Origin of the sequence: Nonomuraea spiralis, assembly GCF_014648435.1 — a bacterium.
Taxonomy (GTDB): domain Bacteria; phylum Actinomycetota; class Actinomycetes; order Streptosporangiales; family Streptosporangiaceae; genus Nonomuraea; species Nonomuraea spiralis.
The window spans coordinates 515,652-534,178 of sequence record NZ_BMRC01000006.1 but is presented as its reverse complement, the minus strand read 5'-3'; the positions used below and the strand labels follow the sequence as shown (position 1 = coordinate 534,178).

General features: G+C 71.9%; 15 protein-coding genes. 9 read left to right on the top strand and 6 right to left on the bottom strand.

The genetic code is table 11. The features are described 5' to 3' along the window. Positions 1–4 precede the first annotated feature (4 nt). Genes IEZ27_RS18315 through IEZ27_RS18295 form a run of 5 tightly spaced genes read right to left on the bottom strand, consistent with a single transcriptional unit; the run spans position 5 to position 6,549 of the window. Positions 5–2,614, bottom strand: coding sequence for an alpha-L-rhamnosidase (locus IEZ27_RS18315; RefSeq protein ID WP_189648298.1), 2,610 nt, complete (start codon positions 2,612–2,614; stop codon positions 5–7). Further along, positions 2,611–3,600: a serine hydrolase domain-containing protein gene (locus tag IEZ27_RS18310; RefSeq protein WP_189648297.1), complete on the bottom strand. Its 990-nt coding sequence runs from the start codon at positions 3,598–3,600 to the stop codon at positions 2,611–2,613. Before IEZ27_RS18310 ends, IEZ27_RS18315 begins: the two co-directional genes overlap by 4 nt. Further along, the gene (locus IEZ27_RS18305) at positions 3,597–4,415 is read right to left on the bottom strand and encodes a carbohydrate ABC transporter permease (protein ID WP_125647947.1); all 819 of its coding nucleotides are present in this window, start codon (positions 4,413–4,415) and stop codon (positions 3,597–3,599) included. The genes IEZ27_RS18310 and IEZ27_RS18305 overlap by 4 nt, the downstream gene beginning before the upstream one ends. Further along, a complete protein-coding gene (locus IEZ27_RS18300; RefSeq protein ID WP_125647944.1) occupies positions 4,412–5,266 on the bottom strand; it encodes a carbohydrate ABC transporter permease in 855 nt (284 codons plus the stop codon). Before IEZ27_RS18300 ends, IEZ27_RS18305 begins: the two co-directional genes overlap by 4 nt. Then, complete coding sequence (locus tag IEZ27_RS18295) at positions 5,260–6,549, bottom strand: ABC transporter substrate-binding protein (RefSeq protein ID WP_189648296.1); 1,290 nt, start codon at positions 6,547–6,549, stop codon at positions 5,260–5,262. Before IEZ27_RS18295 ends, IEZ27_RS18300 begins: the two co-directional genes overlap by 7 nt. 156 nt (positions 6,550–6,705) lie before the next feature. Here IEZ27_RS18295 and IEZ27_RS18290 point away from each other — a divergent pair, with 156 nt between their 5' ends. The 3 genes from IEZ27_RS18290 (at position 6,706) to IEZ27_RS18280 (ending at position 11,265) form a co-directional block, all read left to right on the top strand. Next, positions 6,706–7,716: a LacI family DNA-binding transcriptional regulator gene (locus tag IEZ27_RS18290; protein ID WP_189648295.1), complete on the top strand. Its 1,011-nt coding sequence runs from the start codon at positions 6,706–6,708 to the stop codon at positions 7,714–7,716. A 70-nt stretch (positions 7,717–7,786) separates the two neighbouring features. Beyond that, positions 7,787–9,370, top strand: coding sequence for a zinc-binding metallopeptidase family protein (locus tag IEZ27_RS18285; protein WP_189648294.1), 1,584 nt, complete (start codon positions 7,787–7,789; stop codon positions 9,368–9,370). Positions 9,371–9,390: 20 nt separating this feature from the next. After that, the gene (locus IEZ27_RS18280) at positions 9,391–11,265 is read left to right on the top strand and encodes a hypothetical protein (RefSeq protein WP_229824089.1); all 1,875 of its coding nucleotides are present in this window, start codon (positions 9,391–9,393) and stop codon (positions 11,263–11,265) included. Here IEZ27_RS18280 and IEZ27_RS18275 read toward each other — a convergent pair. Next, entirely contained in the window at positions 11,235–11,807 is a 573-nt protein-coding gene (locus tag IEZ27_RS18275) for a TetR/AcrR family transcriptional regulator (RefSeq protein WP_189648293.1), read from the bottom strand. The genes IEZ27_RS18280 and IEZ27_RS18275 overlap by 31 nt on opposite strands. Before the next feature lie 180 nt (positions 11,808–11,987). Here IEZ27_RS18275 and IEZ27_RS18270 point away from each other — a divergent pair, with 180 nt between their 5' ends. Genes IEZ27_RS18270 through IEZ27_RS18245 form a run of 6 tightly spaced genes read left to right on the top strand, consistent with a single transcriptional unit; the run spans position 11,988 to position 18,518 of the window. Continuing rightward, positions 11,988–12,845, top strand: a complete 858-nt coding sequence (locus IEZ27_RS18270; protein WP_189648352.1) for a poly(ethylene terephthalate) hydrolase family protein — start codon at positions 11,988–11,990, stop codon at positions 12,843–12,845. A gap of 10 nt (positions 12,846–12,855) precedes the next feature. Further along, complete coding sequence (locus tag IEZ27_RS18265; protein ID WP_189648292.1) at positions 12,856–14,109, top strand: ABC transporter substrate-binding protein; 1,254 nt, start codon at positions 12,856–12,858, stop codon at positions 14,107–14,109. A 2-nt stretch (positions 14,110–14,111) separates the two neighbouring features. Further along, a complete protein-coding gene (locus IEZ27_RS18260) occupies positions 14,112–15,047 on the top strand; it encodes a carbohydrate ABC transporter permease (protein ID WP_189648291.1) in 936 nt (311 codons plus the stop codon). Continuing rightward, the gene (locus IEZ27_RS18255) at positions 15,044–15,844 is read left to right on the top strand and encodes a carbohydrate ABC transporter permease (RefSeq protein ID WP_189648290.1); all 801 of its coding nucleotides are present in this window, start codon (positions 15,044–15,046) and stop codon (positions 15,842–15,844) included. The genes IEZ27_RS18260 and IEZ27_RS18255 overlap by 4 nt, the downstream gene beginning before the upstream one ends. After that, positions 15,841–17,163 carry a M28 family metallopeptidase gene (locus tag IEZ27_RS18250; protein ID WP_229824088.1) on the top strand — a complete coding sequence of 441 codons (1,323 nt, stop codon included), beginning with the start codon at positions 15,841–15,843 and terminating at the stop codon, positions 17,161–17,163. Before IEZ27_RS18255 ends, IEZ27_RS18250 begins: the two co-directional genes overlap by 4 nt. Continuing rightward, positions 17,148–18,518: a carboxylesterase/lipase family protein gene (locus IEZ27_RS18245; RefSeq protein ID WP_189648289.1), complete on the top strand. Its 1,371-nt coding sequence runs from the start codon at positions 17,148–17,150 to the stop codon at positions 18,516–18,518. The genes IEZ27_RS18250 and IEZ27_RS18245 overlap by 16 nt, the downstream gene beginning before the upstream one ends. The last annotated feature ends 9 nt before the right edge of the window (positions 18,519–18,527 follow it).

The following is an 18,527-nucleotide window of genomic DNA, read 5'->3' as shown; positions in this document are numbered from 1 at the left end:
CTCGCTAGCCCAGGTCGTCCCATTCCTGGAGCAGGTGGGCCGTGGCCGCCGCGGGGGCCGTGAACGACCAGCGGCCCGGCGGCAGGTTCAGCGCGCAGCCCCCGTCGGCCAGCCTGGTGGTCGGCAACTGCTCGCTGAGGCCCATCAGGAAGGTGCCGTTGACGGTCATCCCGTCCCACGCGCCGCGTACGGGCAGCACCGCGCGGGCGGTCACACCCTCCGGGACGGCGAAGGTGAACTGGACCCCGTCGGGCCCGGCCCGCCAGCCCGACTCGACGGCCCCGGACGCGCTCTCGTAGCGGGCGTGCGCCTGGCGCAGCAGCGGGACCGGGCCCGGACGCAGCAGCAGCTCGCCGAAGCCGCCCCCGGTGCCGCGCGGGTCGTCGCCGAGGCCCGCGACGTGCCGGAACAGCCAGTCGCCCACGCAGCCGTAGGCGTAGTGGTTGAAGGAGTTCATGGCCGGAGTCTGCAGGCCGTGCCGGTGGTGCCAGGCGTCCCAGCGCTCCCACATGGTCGTCGCCCCGGCGCGGAGCTGGTAGCGCCAGGACGGATAGCCCTCCTGGTTGAAGATCCGGCACGCCAGGTCGTGATGGCCGGTCTCCGACAACACGGGCAGCAGCAGGGGCGTGCCGACGAAGCCCGTCATGAGCCGGTGCCCGTCGGCGCGGACCAGCTCGGCCAGCGCCTGCGCCGACGCGGCCCGGTCCTCGGGCGGGACCAGGTCCCAGGCCAGGGCGACGGCGTAGCCGGTCTGCGTCTCGGTGTGCAGCCTCGGCCCGTTGAGGAAGGCCCGCTGGAAGGCGCCCGACACGCGGGTGAACGCCTCGCCGTACTCCGGCGCGTGCGGCTCGCCGAGCACGTCGGCCGCGTACGAGATCAGGCGCAGGCTGCGGGCGAGGGCGGCGGTGGCGATGAGGCTCTTGGGCGTCTCGACCGTGCCGGGGGCCAGCCAGTCGCCCAGGGCCCTTCCCGGTCTGAGGCCGTCCTCGGCCTGGGCCAGGCAGTAGTCGGCCCATCGCCGCATCGGTTCGTACGCGCGGCGCAGCGTGCGGTCGTCGCCGTAGCGCCGCCACAGCAGCCACGGCACCTCGACCAGGGCGTCGGACCAGACGGGGGAGTCGTATCCGTACTCGGGCAGGACCGGCGCGACGTGCGGGACCGCGCCGTCGGCCCGCTGCCCGTCGATCAGCGTCGTCACCCAGCCGGACAGGAACGCCTGCGTGTGCCGCAGGAAGCTGAGCGTCGAGCCGAACACCGAGATGTCGGCCGTCCAGCCGGTCCGCTCGTCACGCTGGGGGCAGTCGGTCGGCACGCTCACCAGGTTGCCGTCCGCCGACGCGCCGATGTTGGCGACGAGCTGCCGTACGGCGGGGTCGCTCAAGGTCAGCGAGCCGGTGACGGCGAGCGCGGAGGACAGCAGCACTGCCTCCAGGTCGTCCGGCGTCAGCGGGCCGGGCCAGCCGGTGATCTCCGCGTAGCGGAACCCGTGCAGGGTGAACGCGGGCTCCACGACGTGCGAGCCGGGGCCGAGGACGAACTCGTCACGCTGGTCCGCGCTGCGCAGGTTGTCGGTGTAGAGCCGCCCGGTCGCGGTCAGCTCCTCCCCGTGCCGCACCTCGATCCGTACGGGGCCCGGGGCGTCGACGCGCAGCCGTACGCGCCCGACGACGTTCCGCCCGAAGTCGGCCACCTGGACGCCCGGCGCGGGTTCGGTGACGGTCACGGCGGGCGCCGTGCCGATCACCCGTACCGGGGGAGCGGGGTCGGCCTCGACCGGGATCTCCGGAGCCGGGACCTCGACGGCGGGCCCGGCCTCCTGGGAAGGAGCCTGGACGGTCTCGCCCATCACCAGGTCGGCGCGCGGGCGGCCGAGATCCCGCCGGGTCCAGGCCGCGTCCGTGGCGAACGCGCGGCGGATCCCGTCGTCGTCCCGTACGAGCACCTGGGCGCTGGCGGCCGGCCGGTCGCCGTAGCGGTGCGGGCCGCCGCCGGCGACGTGACCGGCGTACCAGCCGGGGGCGAGCCACAACTCCAGCTCGTTCTCGCCGGGGACCAGCAGGTCCGTGAGCTCCAGCAGCCGGTAGCGCGTGCGGTGGGCGTAGTCGGTCCAGCCGGGGGCCAGCTCCTCCTCGCCCAGCCGTACGCCGTTGAGCAGCGCCCGGTAGACGCCCAGCGCGGTCGCGGCCAGCCAGGCGCGCCCGGCGGCGGGATCCCAGGTGAACGATCCGCGCAGGCTCACCGCCGCCCTGGGGTCGCCGGCCAGCCAGGGGGCCTCCCACGTGCCGCGCGCCCGCAGGCCCGTGGTGAACGCGCCGGTCGCGTGCCCCTCCACACTCCACGTGTACGGCGTCAGCGGCGCCAGCCGATCGTCCGGCACGTCCACGCCGTACGACCCGGCGGGCGCGGACGACCGCCACACCTCGCGCCCGTCCGCGCGGACCACCACGGTGGCCTCACCGGGCAGCCGGGCGTCCCACGACAGCCGGGGCGACGGCTCGTCCACGCCCACCGGATCCGCAAGACCGCACGTCAGGCCCGCCCGCACCCCGCTTGGAGCCGAACGGATGTAGGGCGTCTGCGCGCCCGAGACCCGTACCCCCGAATCCCGGTTCACGCATCTAGCCCGGTGGTGAAGGCGTTGTGCAGGCCGTCCACGTCGACGCCGGACAGGCTCGGCGCCATCACGTTGATCAGCAGCACGAAGCACGCGTCCTGCTCCGGGTACATCCACCACTGGCAGCCCGAGGCGCCGCCGTGGCCGTACAGCCGGCGGTCGAGCAGACCGGGGGCCGAGTGGCGCAGGTTCCAGGTCAGTCCCCAGTCCTGCCCGGCGTTGACCGGGTCGGGTTGCAGCTTGACCAGGCCCGTCGTCTGCGGGGTCGTCATCGCTGCCAGGGTGGTCGGGTGGATCAGCCGGCGGTCGCCGCGCAGCAGCGCGCCGCCCAGCGCGAGGAGGTCCTCGGCGCGGGAGAACAGCGCCCCCGCCGGGTGGCGCAGCCGTACGAACTTGTCGAAGTCGAAGCCGGGGCCGAGCAGGTCGAGGCCGTGGACCTCGGCCGCGTCGCACGCCGGGTCGAACGTGATCCGCCCGCCGCCCGGCACCAGCGTGTTCAGGTCGGCGTCGATCACCTCGGCCACGTCGCGGCCCGTGACGTCGCGGACCATCTCCGCGATCCCGGCGAAGGCCAGGTTGGAGTAGTGGCTGAGCGTGCCCGCCTCGAACATCGACGGCGCGGTGAGAAGGTGCTCCACCAGGTCGTCGGGCGTCAGCGTCTGCTCGGCGATGCCGCTGGTGTGGGTGAGCAGGTGCCAGAGCGTCACGTCGGGCCGCGCGAAGTGGGGCAGGACGTCCCGCAGCGGGCGGCGCAGCGACAGCAGCCCGCGCTCGACCTGGCGCAGGGCGGCCAGGCCCACCAGCGGCTTGGTCACCGAGAACAGCGCGAAGTGGTCGTCGGTCCTCGTCCCGCGGCCGTCGTGCTCGCCGAACGCCTCCAGCACCTGGATACCGTCGGAGGTGGCGGCGCCGAACACCGCGCACGGCAGCCGCCCCTCCTTGATCTCGCGCCTGACCCAGTCCAGCGCGATGTCGTGAGTGGTCATCCCTTGAGTGCACCTTCCGTAAGACCGGCCAGGACGCGCTTCTGCGCGACGACGTACACCGCCACGAGGGGCAGCGTGGTGAGCAGGACGTGGGCGAAGACGAGGTTCCAGTTCAGGCTCTGCAGGGTGCCGGAGGCGAACTGGAACAGGCTCAGCGGCAGCGTGGCGTTGTCGCTGCCCTGGAGCAGGAAGAGGGCGAAGAAGAAGTCGTTCCAGACGTTGATGATCAGGATCACGCCGCCGACGAACAACACCGGCCGCAGCAGGGGCAGCAGGACGCGGACGAAGACCTGCGGACGGGAGGCGCCGTCGATGGCCGCGGCGTCCTCCAGGTCGCGGGGGAACGAGCGCACGAACCCGGTCGCCAGGAAGATCACGATGCCCAGGCGGCAGCCGGTCATCGTCAGCACGTAGCCGAGCGAGCCGCCGTCCAGCGACAGGGCGCGCAGCAGGTAGACCGTCGGGATGATCGACGGCGGCAGCAGGATCGACAACCCCATCACGAAGTAGGCCGCCTGCAACCACCGCGACCGGCTGCGCCCGAACGCCCACGCCGCCGCCGCGCCGAGGAGCACCACGGCCACCACGATCGGCACGGTCACCTTGAGGCTGTTGACCAGGCCCATCACGTAGCCGCCCCGGTCGAGCACGATGCCGTAGTTCTCGGCGATCGCCCACGTCCTGGGCAGGCCGAGGCCCAGTTCGGCGGCCTCGCCCGCGGGTTTGAAGGAGTTGACGACCACGAGCCAGACGGGCACGAGCACCCACGGGATCGCGAAGAGCGTCAGCGCCGCGTACTTCAGGACCGCTCTCATCCCGTCACCTCCCTGCGCCGCAGCCACCACACGAGGGGCACGGCGGTGGCGATCACCAGCAGCGTCACGGTGAAGCCCAGCGCGCTGGCCGAGCCGAAGAAGCCCTGACCCCACTGCTGGCGCATCACCACGTTCAGGGCCCGCGTGTGGTCGCCGGGCCCGCCGCCGGTGGTGGCGGCGATCACGTCGTACGCACTGAGCGCGCCCACCAGCGTGACCGCCACGTTGAAGGTCAGCGCCGGGGCGAGCAGCGGGAACACCACCCGCCGCAGCCGGGTCCACGGCCCGGCCCCGTCGACGGTCGCCGACTCCAGCAACGACTTCGGGATGGAGTTGAGGCCCGCGATGTAGACGAGGGTGATCAGCCCGCTCCACTTCCAGGCGTCGATGAACGCGACCACCACCAGCGCGGTGGACGGTTCGCCCAGCCACGCCCATTCGATGCCGAGGAAGGAGTTGACCGCGCCGTCGGGGGCCAGCAGCCCGCGCCAGATGTACCCGGCGGCCAGCGGCGAGATGAGCGTCGGCAGGAAGAACGCCGAACGGAAGACGGTGTTGATCCTGCTGGTCCGCTGGAGGGCCAGGGCCAGCGAGAGGCTGACCGTGTTCTGGATCGCCATGCACAGGATCGCGTACAGCACGGTCACGGTGACCGCGTTGGCCAGCAGGTCCTGGTCGATCAGTGTGCGGATGTTCTCCAGCCCGTTCCAGGTGATCTCGGCCCGGAAGCTCGTCCAGGAGGAGAACGCGAACCGTACGTTGAGCAGGAACGGGGCGACGAAGAAGACCGTGACCAGCACGATGGCGGGCAGGGCCCACGGCAGCCAGGCCGCCCTGTTCCGGATCACCATCCGGGCAGTCCCGCCGCCTTGGCCGCCTGTTCGACCTGGCCCTGCAACTGGGTCGCCGCCTTCTGCGGGTCCTTCTGCCCGGCGATCAGCTCGGACATGAGCTGGGCCAGCCCGCCCATGCCCGGGATGTCGGAGTTGAAGGCGATGACCGCGCCGGTGTCGTACGCCTTCTTGACGTCCTGCAGCACGGACGAGACGCCCTGCGGGTCGGGCACGTCCTTGAGCACGGGGAAGGTCTTGGACGCGGCGATGTACTCGGCGTAGGCCGGGCCGGTCATGAAGCGCACGAAGTCGAGCGAGGCCTTCTCGCGCGCCGCGTCACCGGTCTTGGGCAGGTAGAACGTGCCGATCGGGCCGGGCGCGTACGTCACGAGGGGCTTGTCGCTGGACAGGCCGACGAAGCCGACGGCGTCGTCGACGGTCTTCTGGTCGCCGCCCGCGGCCGCGAGCAGGGCCGGGAGCATGTCGGAGTGCTGGGCGACCATGGCGGCCTTGCCGGTCACGAGGGCCTTCATGGAGTCCTCGAACTTGGCGGTGACGATGTCCTTGTTGAAACAGCCGTCGGCCTTCAGCTTGGCGTAGGCGGTCAGGCCGGAGACGAAGGGCGAGCCCGGGTCGGCCAGCGTGCTGCTGTGGCCCGCGATGGCCTTGCCGTACGCGTTGCCCTGGTTGGCGCCGGCGAGGTAGAGGATGGGCAGGATCTGCACCGGCCAGATCGAGCCGCCCGACTCGAAGACCGGGGTGACCCCGGCGGCCTTGAGCTTGGGGCAGGCGGCGGCGAGCTCGGTGAAGTTCGCGGGCGGGGTCAGACCGGCCGCGGTGAAGACCTTCTTGTTGTAGTAGAGGCCGAAGACCTGGGGGAAGCCGGTGATGGCGGCGTAGACCTTGCCGTTGACGGACCCGGCGGACTTGTAGAGGTCGCCGGACCTGGCGATGTACGCCTCGCCGGTCAGGTCGCGCAGGTTCTCGGCCGGGTTGAGGGCCAGCAGGCCGCTCGTCGTCGCGTGGTACTCCAGGACGTCCGGGCGGTCGCCGGTGGCCCACTTGGTCTGGGTGGTGTCCTCGAAGCCGTCGGACGGGATCGACACGAGCTCGACCTTGTGGCCGGACTGCTTCTCGAACTTCTTGTACATCTCCAGCAGCGGCGCCGGGTCCGCGCTGTTGTGCCAGATGGTCAGTTTCACCTGACCGGTCCCCTCCGGGGCGGAGGACCCGCAGCCGGAGAGGGACAGGGCGAGGACGGCGCCGATCGCCGCGCCGAGCGGACGAGATGGTGCTCTCACGCCCGTGCTCCTGTTCATGTGGGGAGAATTGTGTAGAACGTTCTACGGCATGGTAGAAAGGTCCGTCAAGGGGTGGACCCGAGGAGCATCGACGGGCTAGCCTCTGCTCTCGGCAATGTGTGTAGTTCGTTCTACGAGAACCCAAAAGGATGGCGTGTGACGAGCGGACGGGTGACGATCGCCGACGTGGCCAGGCGGGCCGGGGTTTCCACGGCCGCCGTGTCGAAGGTGGTCCGCGGGGCCTACGGCGTGAGCGCGGAGATGCAGGCCAAGGTGTCACAGGCCATCGACGAGCTGGGCTACCGCCCGCACGCCGCGGCCCGGGCCCTGCGCGGACGCACCTACACCCTCGGCGTCATGCTCTCCGACACCCGCAACCCGTTCTTCCCCGACATCATCGAGGGTGTCACCGGCCGGCTGGGCGACACCGAGTACCAGGTGCTGCTCGGACCCGGCGGGATCGAGCCCAAGACGCAGGCCCGGATGACCGACGCCATGATCGACCGGAGCATGGACGGGCTCATCCTGATCTCGCCGGTCATGACCGACACCGAGCTCGCCGCCATCGCGACGGCCATCCCGGCCGTCGTGGTGGGCAGGCACGGCGGCGCCGCGGCCTACGACTCGGTCGTGGACGACGACGTGATGGGCGCAAGGCTCGTGGTCGACCACCTGGTCGGGCTCGGGCACACCCGGATCGCGCACATCACCCACCTGGAGCGGGCCCGCGCCCAGGGACTGCCGCACACGGTGCGCGCCGAAGGCTACCGCCAGGCGATGCGCGCCCACGGGCTCGCCGACGACGTACTGGCCACCTCCTTCACCGAGGAGGGCGGCTTCGAGGGTGCGCGGGAACTGCTCGCGCGCGACGACCGGCCCACCGCGATCTTCGCCGGGGCCGACATCGCGGCGCTCGGCGTGCTGCGCGCCGCCGACGAGGCGGGCCTGTCGGTGCCGGAGGACCTCTCCGTCGCCGGGTACGACAACATCGGCATCGCCTCGCTCAAGCGCATCTCGCTCACCAGCGTCGACCAGGACGGACAGGTGATCGGCGCGACCGCCGCCCGCCTGCTCCTCGAACGCATCGAGGGGCGCGCACGATCGGTGACCTCGTCGGTGTCGCCGACGCTGATCGTCCGCGGAACCACGGGACCGCCTCGCCTCTGAGAAACCGGCCGCACCTCGGGGGATTGTCGCGGGCCATGCATTAAAACGATTCGATGGAAGGACCCCCCACGTGAGACGACTCGCTCTCCTCGCCCTTCTCCTCCCGCTGGTCGCGCCCGCGCAACCGGCCCTCGCCCAGGCTGCCGCCCCAGCGGTCTGCCCGGTCCGAGTCGATCCCGCCGCGTTCGCCTCCGAGGCCCGCCTGAGCACCCTGGCCGGGCAGCAGGCGGCGTTCGGCCCCCGGCCGACCGGCTCCGCCGCGCACGCCGGCTACGTCGACTGGCTGGAGGACGAGATGGGGGCCATCCCCGGCCTTCAGCTCTCCTCCCAGCCCTACACCATCGACCGCTGGGACAACCTCGGCACCGGCCTGACCGTCGGCGGCGCGGCCGTACAGGTCGCGGCGCCCGTGCCGTTCTCCTCCTCGACCGGCGCGGGCGGCGTGTCGGCGCCGCTCGTCCACCTGGCCGCCGGGACGAACATCACCGCGGCCAACGCCGCCGGGAAGATCGTCGTCCGCGACCTGCCGTGGACCAGCGTGCCCAACCTGCTGTTCTATCCGCCCACGCTCGGCTACTCCATGTACGACCCGGGGCTCACGATCAACCTGCTCGGCTCGGAGTCGATGGAGGCCCCGGCCGCGGCCGACGCCGACCTCAAGGCGGCCGCCGCCGCGGGCGCGCTGGGCGTGATCGAGATCAGCCAGCTCCCGCACGCCCAGATCAAGGACATGTACGCGCCCTACGAGGGCCTGCCGTACGGCGTGCCGGGCGCGTACGTCGGCGCCGACCAGGGCAAGCAGATCAAGGCCGCGCTGGCCGCCGGGCAGCCGGTCCAGGGCGCGCTGACCGTGAACGCCGCCTGGACGCCGACGACGACCCGTACCCTGTTCGCGACGCTTCCCGGCGGGAGCGACCAGAAGATCGTCGTGGAGAGCCACACCGACGGCATGAGCGCGGTGTGGGACAACGGCCCGCTCACCATGATCGAGATGGCCCGTTACCTGTCGTCGCTGCCGGTGGAGTGCCGTCCGCGTACCGTGCAGTTCGCGTTCGTGACCGGCCACCTCTACCAGCACCTGACCGGTCCGGACGTGCGCGAGGGCGGCGCCGGCCAGCTCGCCGCCCAGCTCGACGCCCAGTACGACCAGGGCAAGGTCTCCTCCGTCGTCGTGCTCGAACACCTCGGCGCCAAGCGCTACGACGCGGTCGCCAGGCCGAACGGCCTGCCGGGCAAGCAGCTCGTCGCCAGCCCCACCCTCACCGAGCTGCTGTGGGTCCCCGTCAGCGAGAGCACGCCGCTGCGCGAGCTGGTCAAGGGCCACATCGAGTACTGGGACGTGCGGCGCACCGCGATCCTCAAGGGCCTGTCGGCGGCCGACCTCGCCACGGTGCCGCGCCACTGCAGCTTCGGCGGCGAGGGCACGCCGTACAACCAGCACCTGCTGCCCGTCATCGCGCCCATCGCCGCGCCCAAGACGCTGTTCTCGCCGCAGTTCGGCCCCGAGGCGATCGACCTGCCGGTGATGCGCAAGGCGTCGCTCGCCTTCACCGACGTCGTGCTCGACCTCGGCCCGATGGCCCAGTCGGACGTCGCGGGCGACGTGACCGCGATGCGCCAGCAGCGCGCCTCCGGCACGCCGGGGTGTGCGTGAGCGTGGACAGGAGGGCACTCGTGCGCCGGCACACCGTCGCCGACGCCGGGTGCCCGCTCACCGTCGGCAACGGGGAGTTCGCCTTCACCGCCGACGCCACCGGGCTGCAGACCTTCGCGCCGCTGGGCACGCAGGCGCAGTGGGGCTGGCACACGATGCCCAACCCCGAGGGGCACGTGCTGGAGGACGCCTTCACCGACTACGACGGCGTCGGCTACCCGGACCTCTACCCGGCCACCCAGGCGGGCGGCTGGCTGCACGTGAACCCGCACCGCCTGCATCTCGGCCGGATCGGCCTCGACGTCGACGAGGCGGCCCCGCTCGGCCGGTCGGCGCAGACCCTCGACCTGTGGACCGGCACGCTGTCCAGCTCCTTCGAGCTGGGCGGCCTGCCGTACGAGGTGGAGACGGTCTGCCACCCCGAGCGGGATCTGCTGGCCGTCCGCGTGGTGGGCGGGGCGGGGATCAGGATCGCCTTCCCCTACGCCAGTGACGGCTGGCACACCACCGCCGACTGGGACAAACCCGATCGGCACACCACCACGTACATCCGGCGTGGCTCGCGCTGCGACTTCACCCGCGTCCTGGACCAGGACGGCTACCACGTGGCGGCCGAGTGGACGGGACCGGCGCGGCTCACCTCGCCCGGCGCGCACGTGTACCTGATCCAGGGCGACGAGCTGGAACTCGTCGTCGAGTTCGCCCGCGAGCCCGTCGGCGCCGCCCTCCCGTCCTTCTCCCAGGTCCGTACGGCCGCCGCCGCCCACTGGGAGCGGTTCTGGACGAGCGGGGGAGCGGTGAGCTTCGAGGGCAGCGCCGACCCGCGGGCGCCCGAGCTCGAACGCCGGGTCGTGCTCTCGCAGTACCTCACCGCGGTCAACTGCGCGGGGACCACCCCGCCGCAGGAGACCGGGCTGGCCGTCAACTCCTGGAGCGGCAAGTTCCACCTGGAGATGCACTGGTGGCACGCCGCCCACTTCGCCCTGTGGGGCAGGCCCGAGTTGCTGGAGCGGAGCCTGCCGTGGTACCGCTCGATCCTGCCGCGGGCCAGGGCCACGGCCGCGCGGCAGGGTTTCCGCGGCGCCCGCTGGCCCAAGCAGGTGGGGCCGGAGGGCAGGGAGAGCCCGAGCGAGATCGGCGCGTTCATCGTCTGGCAGCAGCCGCACCTGATCTACTTCGCCGAGCTGCTCCGCCGGGTCCGCCCGGGGGCGCTGGAGGACTACCGGGACCTGGTGTTCGAGACGGCCGAGTTCATGGCCTCCTTCGCCGGTGACGGGCATCTGGGGCCGCCGCTGGTCCCGGCGCAGGAGTCCTACTACGAGTCGCGGCGGTCGGTGCGCGATCCCACGTTCGAGCTGGCCTATTGGTGGTGGGGGCTGGAGACGGCCCAGCGGTGGCGGGGGCTGCTCGGCCTCGGCCCCGACCCGGAGTGGGCGCGGGTCCTGGACGGCCTGGCCCGGCCGGCGGTGCGCGACGGCGTGTACGCGGCCATCGGGGTGGAGCCGTACACGATCAGGACCGACCACCCTTCGATGACCGGCGCGCTCGGGTTCGTGCCGCCCACCCCGCTGATCGACCCGGAGACCATGCGGGCCACGCTGCACGACGTGCTCGCCGACTGGGACCTGGAGAGCACCTGGGGCTGGGACTACCCGATGCTCGCCATGTGCGCGGCCAGGCTCGGCGAGCCCGGCACCGCCGTGGACGCGCTGCTGCTGGACGTACCGAAGAACACCTATCTGGCCAGCGGCCACAACCACCAGTGGCCCGGCCTGCTGCCCCTCTACCTGCCGGGCAACGGCGGCCTGCTGGCCGCCGTCGCTCACATGGCGGCGGAGGGGTGTTTCCCCGAGGGCTGGCTGGTTCAGGCGGAAGGGGTGGTCGCGATGCCGTGATCGGGGCCGGCCAGCAGGGCGACCGCGAAGTGGTAGAGGTCGCCGGCCGACGACGTCAACGTGGCGACGCGGCCTTCACGCACCTCCGCGGCGATGTACTCGGTGGTCCCGTAGACGATCAGGCGGGGCACCGCGGCGCGCAGCGGAGGCAGCGCGGGATCCTCCAGCCTGGCCCGCGCGGCCAGTGCCCCGAACATGTCGAGGAAGGGCCGGTAGGCGGCGTCGCGCTGCTCGACGGCCCGCTCACCCGCCCTCGGCAACTCCACGAAGTACGCCTGCGCGTACTCCGGGCGCTCCTGCCACCAGCGCAGGTAGGCGGTCGTCCCCAGCCAGAGCTCTTCTCGCCACCCGTCGCCCGCCCCCGACGCGGCCGCGTAGATCGTGTGGATCATGTCGGGCAGGTCGCGCTCGCATCCCGCGAGGAAACACGCCTCCTTGTCGGCGAACTGGGCGTAGAAGGCGTTGCGTGACACCCGCGCGGCGGCGATCACGTCCGGGACGCTCGTGGCCGCGTAGCCGCGTCTCGCGACGAGCCTCAGCATGGCCTCCACGAGGCGGTCCCGCTGGGAGCTGCGCACCGTGTCGGGGGAGAGTCCGTGGCGCCCTCTGGGGAGTGGCCGGGCCGCTGGAACTTCCTTCTGTTCATCTCTTGACATCGCTCACCGATCGTACTTCCCTCTCTTAGGAGACGTTCACGTCTCCAAATAATCATCGAGGTGACCATGGAGAACTTCACCCGTCGGCAGGCGTTGCGGGCAGGGGCGCTCGGCCTCATGTCGGCCGGCTTCCTGTCGTGGACCACCGAGGCCGGCGCCGCCTCCACCATCGAGACGACCTACAAGGCGACGGGTCCGTGGCAGGTCGCCACCGGCACCTCGGGCGGCCACCGGCTCTACTACCCGCAGAACCTGGGCTCGGGCGGCGTCACCCACCCGATCGTCACCTGGGGCAACGGCTCGTGGGCCACCCCGGACAACTACCCGGGGCTGCTCAACCACCTCGCCTCGTGGGGCTTCGCGGTGGTCGCCTCCACCGACACCACCACGGGCACCGGCGCCGAGATCCTCGCCGCCGCCCAGCACCTCGTCGGCCTCGGCGGCGACCCGGCCAGCGTCTTCCACGGCAAGCTGGACACCACCCAGGTCGCCGCCGTCGGCCACTCCCAGGGCGCGGGCGGATCCATCAACGCGGCCAACCACTCCGCCGGGCTGATCAAGACCGTCGTGCCGATCGCCGTGCCCGCTCAGTGGATGGCCAGCCCGGGAGACGAGTTCTCCGTCACCGCCCTGACCTGCCCGGTGCTCTTCCTCAGCGGCGCGGACGACTGGCTGATCTCCTCGGCCGGGACCGTACAGGGCTACTACGACCAGGCCACCGCCGGAGCGGGCAGGGCGCTGCTCAAGGGCGCGGGACACAACGACATCCAGAACTCCGGCGGGGGCTTCCTCGGCTACGTGACCGCCTGGCTGAAGTACCGCCTCCAGGGCGACCTCCAGGCCCGCGGGGCGTTCGCCGGCAGCGCCCCCGAGCTCCCCACCAACACCGCCTGGCAGAACCAGGCCCTCAAGAACCTCACCTAGGAGAACCACCATGGCGGATCTGACGCGGCGTGGGCTCCTCGCCGCCGGCGCGCTCACCCTGCTCGCCGGATGCGGCAAGGACCAGCCCCGGCAGCAGGCCGCGGACGGCAGGCCGCACGGTGAGGTCACCGTCTGGCTGCACGGCTCGCAGGACACCGGCCAGCAGTTCCAGGATCTCGTGCACCGCTACATCGCCGAGTTCAAGGTCGACGTCAAGCTGCTCTACCTGCCCGTGGGCCAGCTCGACGCCAAACTGCTGACCGCCTTCAGCGGCGGCGCCCCGCCCGACGTCTTCAAGATCGGCCACTGGAGCTTCCCCGCGCACGCCAAGAAGCAGCGGCTCGCGCCCGTCGACACCAAGGCGCTCCCGCTGCAGAACTACGAGCCGGGCACGACCACCCCGCTCACCTACCGGGACGTGCCCTACGGCGTGCCCATCGACTTCAACCCCTGCATGCTCTACTACCGCAAGGACCGGTTCAAGGAGGCCGGACTCGACCCCGACAAGCCGCCGACCACCTGGGAGGAGGTCGCCGAGTACAGCGCCAGGCTGACCTCGAAGGACCGCGGGCGGGTCGGCCTCCAATGGCTCTACGGCGACCCGCAGTGGGCCCTCATGACGCTGACCGCCCTCGTCCGGGGCAAGGGCGGCGAACTCGTCACGGCGGACGGGACGAAGGCGTCGCTGGCCACCGAGCAGGGCCTCGCCGCCCTGGCGTACATGTCGGGGCTCGGCAACCCCAAGCTGTCCAACCCGCTGGGAGCGCTCGGCCTGTTCTACTCCGGCCAGGCCGCCATGGTCGTCAGCGGCGCCTTCCTCGGCCCCGCGCTGGAGAAGCTGGGCAAGGACCAGCTCACCTTCGGCAAGCAGTACGGCGTCGCGCCCATGCCCACCTGGGCCGGCGGCCCGTCCGTCGTTCCCGCCTACACCTGGGGCTGGGGCGTGGCCAAGGACTCGCCCAACCAGTTCACCGCCTGGCACCTCGTGAACTACCTTCAGGGCGCCCCGTCGGTGGCCGCCAACCTCGACAACGGCATCATCATCCCGACCAAGGGCTGGCGCGAGGCCGGGCCGCGCGGCAAGTCCGAGATCATGCGGATCGTCGCCGACAGCCTGCCGCACGTCGACTTCGGCCCGGTCGTCCCCGGCACACTCGAACTGGCGAAGGCCGCGTCCAGTGCCGTCGACTCCGTCGCCCACGGCAAGGCGACCCCCGCCCAGGCCGCGGCGACCTTCGACGCCACCGTGCGACCGGTCCTGTGAGCGTGCTCGACGAGGTTCGCGACGGCGTTCGCGGCGGAGTTCGCGGAGGGGGGCCCGGCGGGGTGCTCGGCGCGGTCAGGACCCGGCCCCAGGCCACGGCGGGTGTGGCGCTGACCCTTCCGGTGGCCGTGTTCTTCGTGGTGTTCTGGCTCGTCCCGTTCCTGTCGGCCATCTATCTCAGCTTCACCGACTACGAGATGGCGGGCACGCCCAACTGGATCGGCCTGGCCAACTACGAGCGCATGTTCGCCGACCCCGGCTTCCTCAACTCGGCGTGGATCACCGTCGTCTACACGGTCTGCACGGTCGTCCCGACGATCGTGCTGGCCCTGCTGGTGGCCGTGCCGCTGAGCAAGCCGGGACGGATCAACCGCTGGCTCAGGGCGCTGGTCATGATCCCGGCCGTGATGCCGCTGGCCGCCACGTCCATGGTCTGGGTGATCATCTACTCCGACCGGGGCCTGGCCAACACCCTCGTCGGCCTGGTCGGGATCCCGCCGCAGTCCTGGCTGACCAGCTCCGACCTGGCCATCTGGGCGCTGGTCGTGATGGTCGTCTGGAAGAGCATGGGGCTGTTCGTGATCATCCTGACCGCCGGGCTCCAGGCGCTGCCCGGCGAGGTGTACGAGGCCGCCGCCATCGACGGCTCGGGGGCGGTGACCACGTTCACCCGGATCACGCTCCCGCTGCTGCGCAGGACCCTGCTGTTCGTCCTGGTCATCTCGGTGGCCGGCTCGATGCAGGCGTTCGTGCCCGCGTTCCTGCTCACCGGCGGCGGGCCCGCCGACGCGACCCAGGTGCTGCCGTACTACATCTGGGCCAACGCCTTCCCCTACGAGCACATGGGCTACGCCGCCGCGATGGGCATGGTGCTGCTCGCCGCCATGGTGATCGTCTCGGCGCTGCAGTTCGGGTTCCTGAAGGGCGGCGACGAATGAAGGTTCTGCGTACCGTCTGGCTGGTCGCCGCCGTCGGGTGCATGCTGCTGCCGGTCTACTCCATGATCGTCGTGGCCTCGGCGCCGGACGACACCGACCTGCGCGGGCTGGTCTTCAACGGCTTCCACCTGCCCGAGAACATCGGGCGGCTGGCAGGCGAGGGCAACCTGCCCACGTACCTGCGCAACAGCCTCGTCCTGTGCGTCGGCACCGGCCTCCTGGACGTGATCTTCTCGGCCGCCGCCGGGTACGCGATGGCCCAGCTCTCCTTCCCCGGCCGCCGGGTCCTGTTCGCGCTGGTGATCGGCACGCTCGCGCTCACCCCGATGGTCCTGGTCATCCCCGTCTTCCTCATTGTGAAGGAACTCGGCTGGGTCAACACCTTCCAGGGCATGATGGTGCCCGGCATGATCAGCGCGTTCGGCGTGTTCCTAGTGCGGCAGTTCGCCCTCGGCATCCCGAAGGAGCTGCTGCTGGCCGCGCGGGTCGACGGCGCGGGGGAGTTCCGCATCTTCGCCCGCATCGCCGCGCCGCTGCTTAAGCCCGCGCTCATCACCCTGTTCCTGGTGCACTTCCTGGCGCAGTGGGACAACCTGCTGTGGCCGCTGATCGTGGCCAACGAGCAGTCGCTGTGGCCGCTGCCGGTGGGGCTGGCCAACTTCCAGAGCGAGGTCGGCATCACCTATCACCTGACCACCACCGCGGCACTGGTCACCGCCGTGCCGCCGTTCGTCCTCATGGTGGCGCTGCAGCGCTACTACGTGGCGGGGCTCACCTTCGGAGGGCTGAAACGATGATCCCGGACCTGATCCCCGACGCCGCGCGGATGATGGGGTGGATCGAGACGGTCACCTCGCGGGGCGTCAGGCGTCCCGGCTACCCGGCCGACGACTGGACCGCCGAGTGGGCCGCCGGGCGCTTCACCGAGTTCGGGCTCCACGACGTACGGCTGGCGCCGGTCGAGCTGCCCGTCTGGCGGCCGGTCACGGCGACCCTGGTGGTGCGGCTGGACGCCGATCCGTCGAGAGTCGTACGGGTGGCGGCGTCCGCGCTGCCGTACACCACGCCGAAGGCGACCGTGACCGCGCCGGTCAGCCGCGAGGTCGTGCCGGGCGCGATCGTCGTGCCCGAGTACGCCTTCACCGAGCTGCCGCAGTCCTACGTCAGGGACCTGGCGACGGCCGTGCACGACCCCGAGGGCGTCTTCGGCGAACTGGTCCAGACGCTGCCGTTCCAGCTCGACTACCTCGACGTCATCCAGGGCGTCATGGACGCCGGCGCCGCCGCCTTCGCGGGGGCGCTGACCGGCGTGCCGTGGGAGACCCGCGACTACTACGTGCCCTACGACGCCGTGCACCGGGACCTCCCGGCCGTCTGGTTGTCGGGCGCCGACTCGCGGCGGGTGCTCGACCTGGTCGACGAGGGCCCCTGCACGGGCACGCTCACCGTCGAGTCGGAGACGGGTCCGGGCCTGTCGCACAACGTGATCGGCACGCTCCCCGGCCGCTCCGACCAGTGGGTGATCATCGGTTCGCACCACGACGCGCCCTGGGCCTCGGCCGTCGAGGACGCCTCGGGGATCGCGCTGGTGCTGGCCGCCGCCCGGTACTGGGCGGGCGTGCCGGAACGGGACCGGCCGCACAACCTGATCTTCCTGCTGACCGCGGGCCACATGGCGCACGCCGCGGGCACCCGGGCCTTCATCGAGGAGAACCGCGCCCTGCTGGACGACGTCGTGCTCCAGCTCCACCTGGAGCACGCCGCCCGGCGGTGCGTGGTCGTGGACGGCGAGCTGGTGCCCACCGGCGACCCCGAACCCGGCTGGTGGTTCACCACGAGGAAACCGGAGCTGGAGAGCCTGGTGGCGGCGGCCGTCGTCGCGGAGGACCTTCGGCGCTCGTTCGTGTTGCCGCCGGACGTGTTCTCCCCGATGCCGCCCACCGACGGGGCCTTCTTCCACCCCGAGGGGGTGCCGCTCGTGCACTTCCTGTCGGCTCCCATGTACCTGTTCGACTCGGCCGACACCCTGGACAAGGTGGACGAGGCCCGTCTTGAGCCGCTCACCCGGGCGGCGGTCAGAATCGTCGAAGGGACGGCCGGATGGCGTCGCCGGTGATCGTGCGTACCACGTCGGGGCTGGTCGAGGGCAGGGCCGAGGAGGGCGTGCTGGCCTTCCTCGGTGTGCCGTACGCCGCCCCGCCCTTCGGCGAGAACCGCTTCGGCGCGCCCGTACCCCCGCCCGCGTGGGACGGCGTACGGCCGGCCGTCACGCGGGGTCCCGCCGCCCCGCAGGCGGCCGGTGAGGACGTCGGCCTGTACGCGCCCGACGTCTTCGAGACCGGCGAGGACTGCCTCAACCTCGACGTACGCACCCCCCGGACCGACCGGGCGAACCTGCCCGTCCTGGTCTGGATCCACGGCGGCGCGTTCTCCATCGGCGGCAACGGGGCCGCCTGGCACCAGGGCGCCCGCTTCGCCCGCGACGGCGTGGTCTGCGTGGCCGTCAACTACCGGCTCGGCTTCGAGGGTTTCCTGGCCCTGGAGGACGCCCCGCTCAACCGGGGTGTCCTGGACTGGCTGGCCGCGCTGGAATGGGTACGCGACAACATCGCGGCCTTCGGCGGCGACCCCGGCGACGTGACGATCGCCGGGCAGTCGGCGGGCGCCGCCGCCGTCGCCACCCTGCTGACGATGCCGCGCGCCGAAGGGCTGTTCCGGCGCGCGATCGTGATGAGCGGCTCGGCCACCCTGGTCGCCACCGAGCAGGAGGCCCGCGACTACGCCAGGACGCTCGCCGCCCGGCTGGGGATCGCCCCGACCAGGTCCGCCTTCGCCGCGCTGTCCCCCGAGGCGCTCGTCGCCGAACAGCCGCCGCCGCTGACCGGCGACTCCGGCGGGCTGAACGAGTCGGTGCCGGTCAAGCCGGTCGTCGACGGCGACCTGATCCCGGCCGTGCCGCTGGCCGCCCTGCGCGCGGGCGCGAGCCGGCACGTCCCGCTGCTGGTCGGCTGCACCTCGCAGGAGGCCGACGTGTTCGTCCGCCGCCTGGCCGAAGGGCTCGACGAGGCCGCCGCGCGGGCCGCGCTCGACCATCTCGGCGTCACGGTCGACGAACCCGGTCTCACGCCCGCCGAGCGCGTCGGACGTGCCTTCACCCAGCACCTGTTCACCCGGGAGACCCGCTGGATCCGCGAGGCCAGGCCCGCACACGGCTACGAGTTCCGGTGGGAGTCGCCGGTCGAGAGCCCGGTCGGCGGCGGACGGGTGGGCGCGGTGCACAACCTCGACCTGCCCTTCGTCTTCGACGTGCTCGACGCGCCCGGCGTCGAACGCACCGCGGGACCGGACGCGCCCCAGGCCCTGGCCGACGCCATGCACGCCGCCTGGGTACGTTTCGTCCGCACCGGCGACCCCGGCTGGCCGCTCGGGCACACCATGATCTTCGACGGGTCCACCGGCCGGACGCCGTGAGCCCGCCGG

What these genes read in the sequence shown, in the direction of transcription:
- IEZ27_RS18310 (WP_189648297.1), bottom strand. Translation starts at nt 3,600, where the DNA reads ATGACCACTCACGACATCGCGCTGGACTGGGTCAGGCGCGAGATCAAG.
- IEZ27_RS18305 (WP_125647947.1), bottom strand. Translation starts at nt 4,415, where the DNA reads ATGAGAGCGGTCCTGAAGTACGCGGCGCTGACGCTCTTCGCGATCCCG.
- IEZ27_RS18300 (WP_125647944.1), bottom strand. Translation starts at nt 5,266, where the DNA reads ATGGTGATCCGGAACAGGGCGGCCTGGCTGCCGTGGGCCCTGCCCGCC.
- IEZ27_RS18275 (WP_189648293.1), bottom strand. Translation starts at nt 11,807, where the DNA reads ATGCTGAGGCTCGTCGCGAGACGCGGCTACGCGGCCACGAGCGTCCCG.
- IEZ27_RS18270 (WP_189648352.1), top strand. Translation starts at nt 11,988, where the DNA reads ATGGAGAACTTCACCCGTCGGCAGGCGTTGCGGGCAGGGGCGCTCGGC.
- IEZ27_RS18265 (WP_189648292.1), top strand. Translation starts at nt 12,856, where the DNA reads ATGGCGGATCTGACGCGGCGTGGGCTCCTCGCCGCCGGCGCGCTCACC.
- IEZ27_RS18255 (WP_189648290.1), top strand. Translation starts at nt 15,044, where the DNA reads ATGAAGGTTCTGCGTACCGTCTGGCTGGTCGCCGCCGTCGGGTGCATG.
- IEZ27_RS18250 (WP_229824088.1), top strand. Translation starts at nt 15,841, where the DNA reads ATGATCCCGGACCTGATCCCCGACGCCGCGCGGATGATGGGGTGGATC.
- IEZ27_RS18245 (WP_189648289.1), top strand. Translation starts at nt 17,148, where the DNA reads ATGGCGTCGCCGGTGATCGTGCGTACCACGTCGGGGCTGGTCGAGGGC.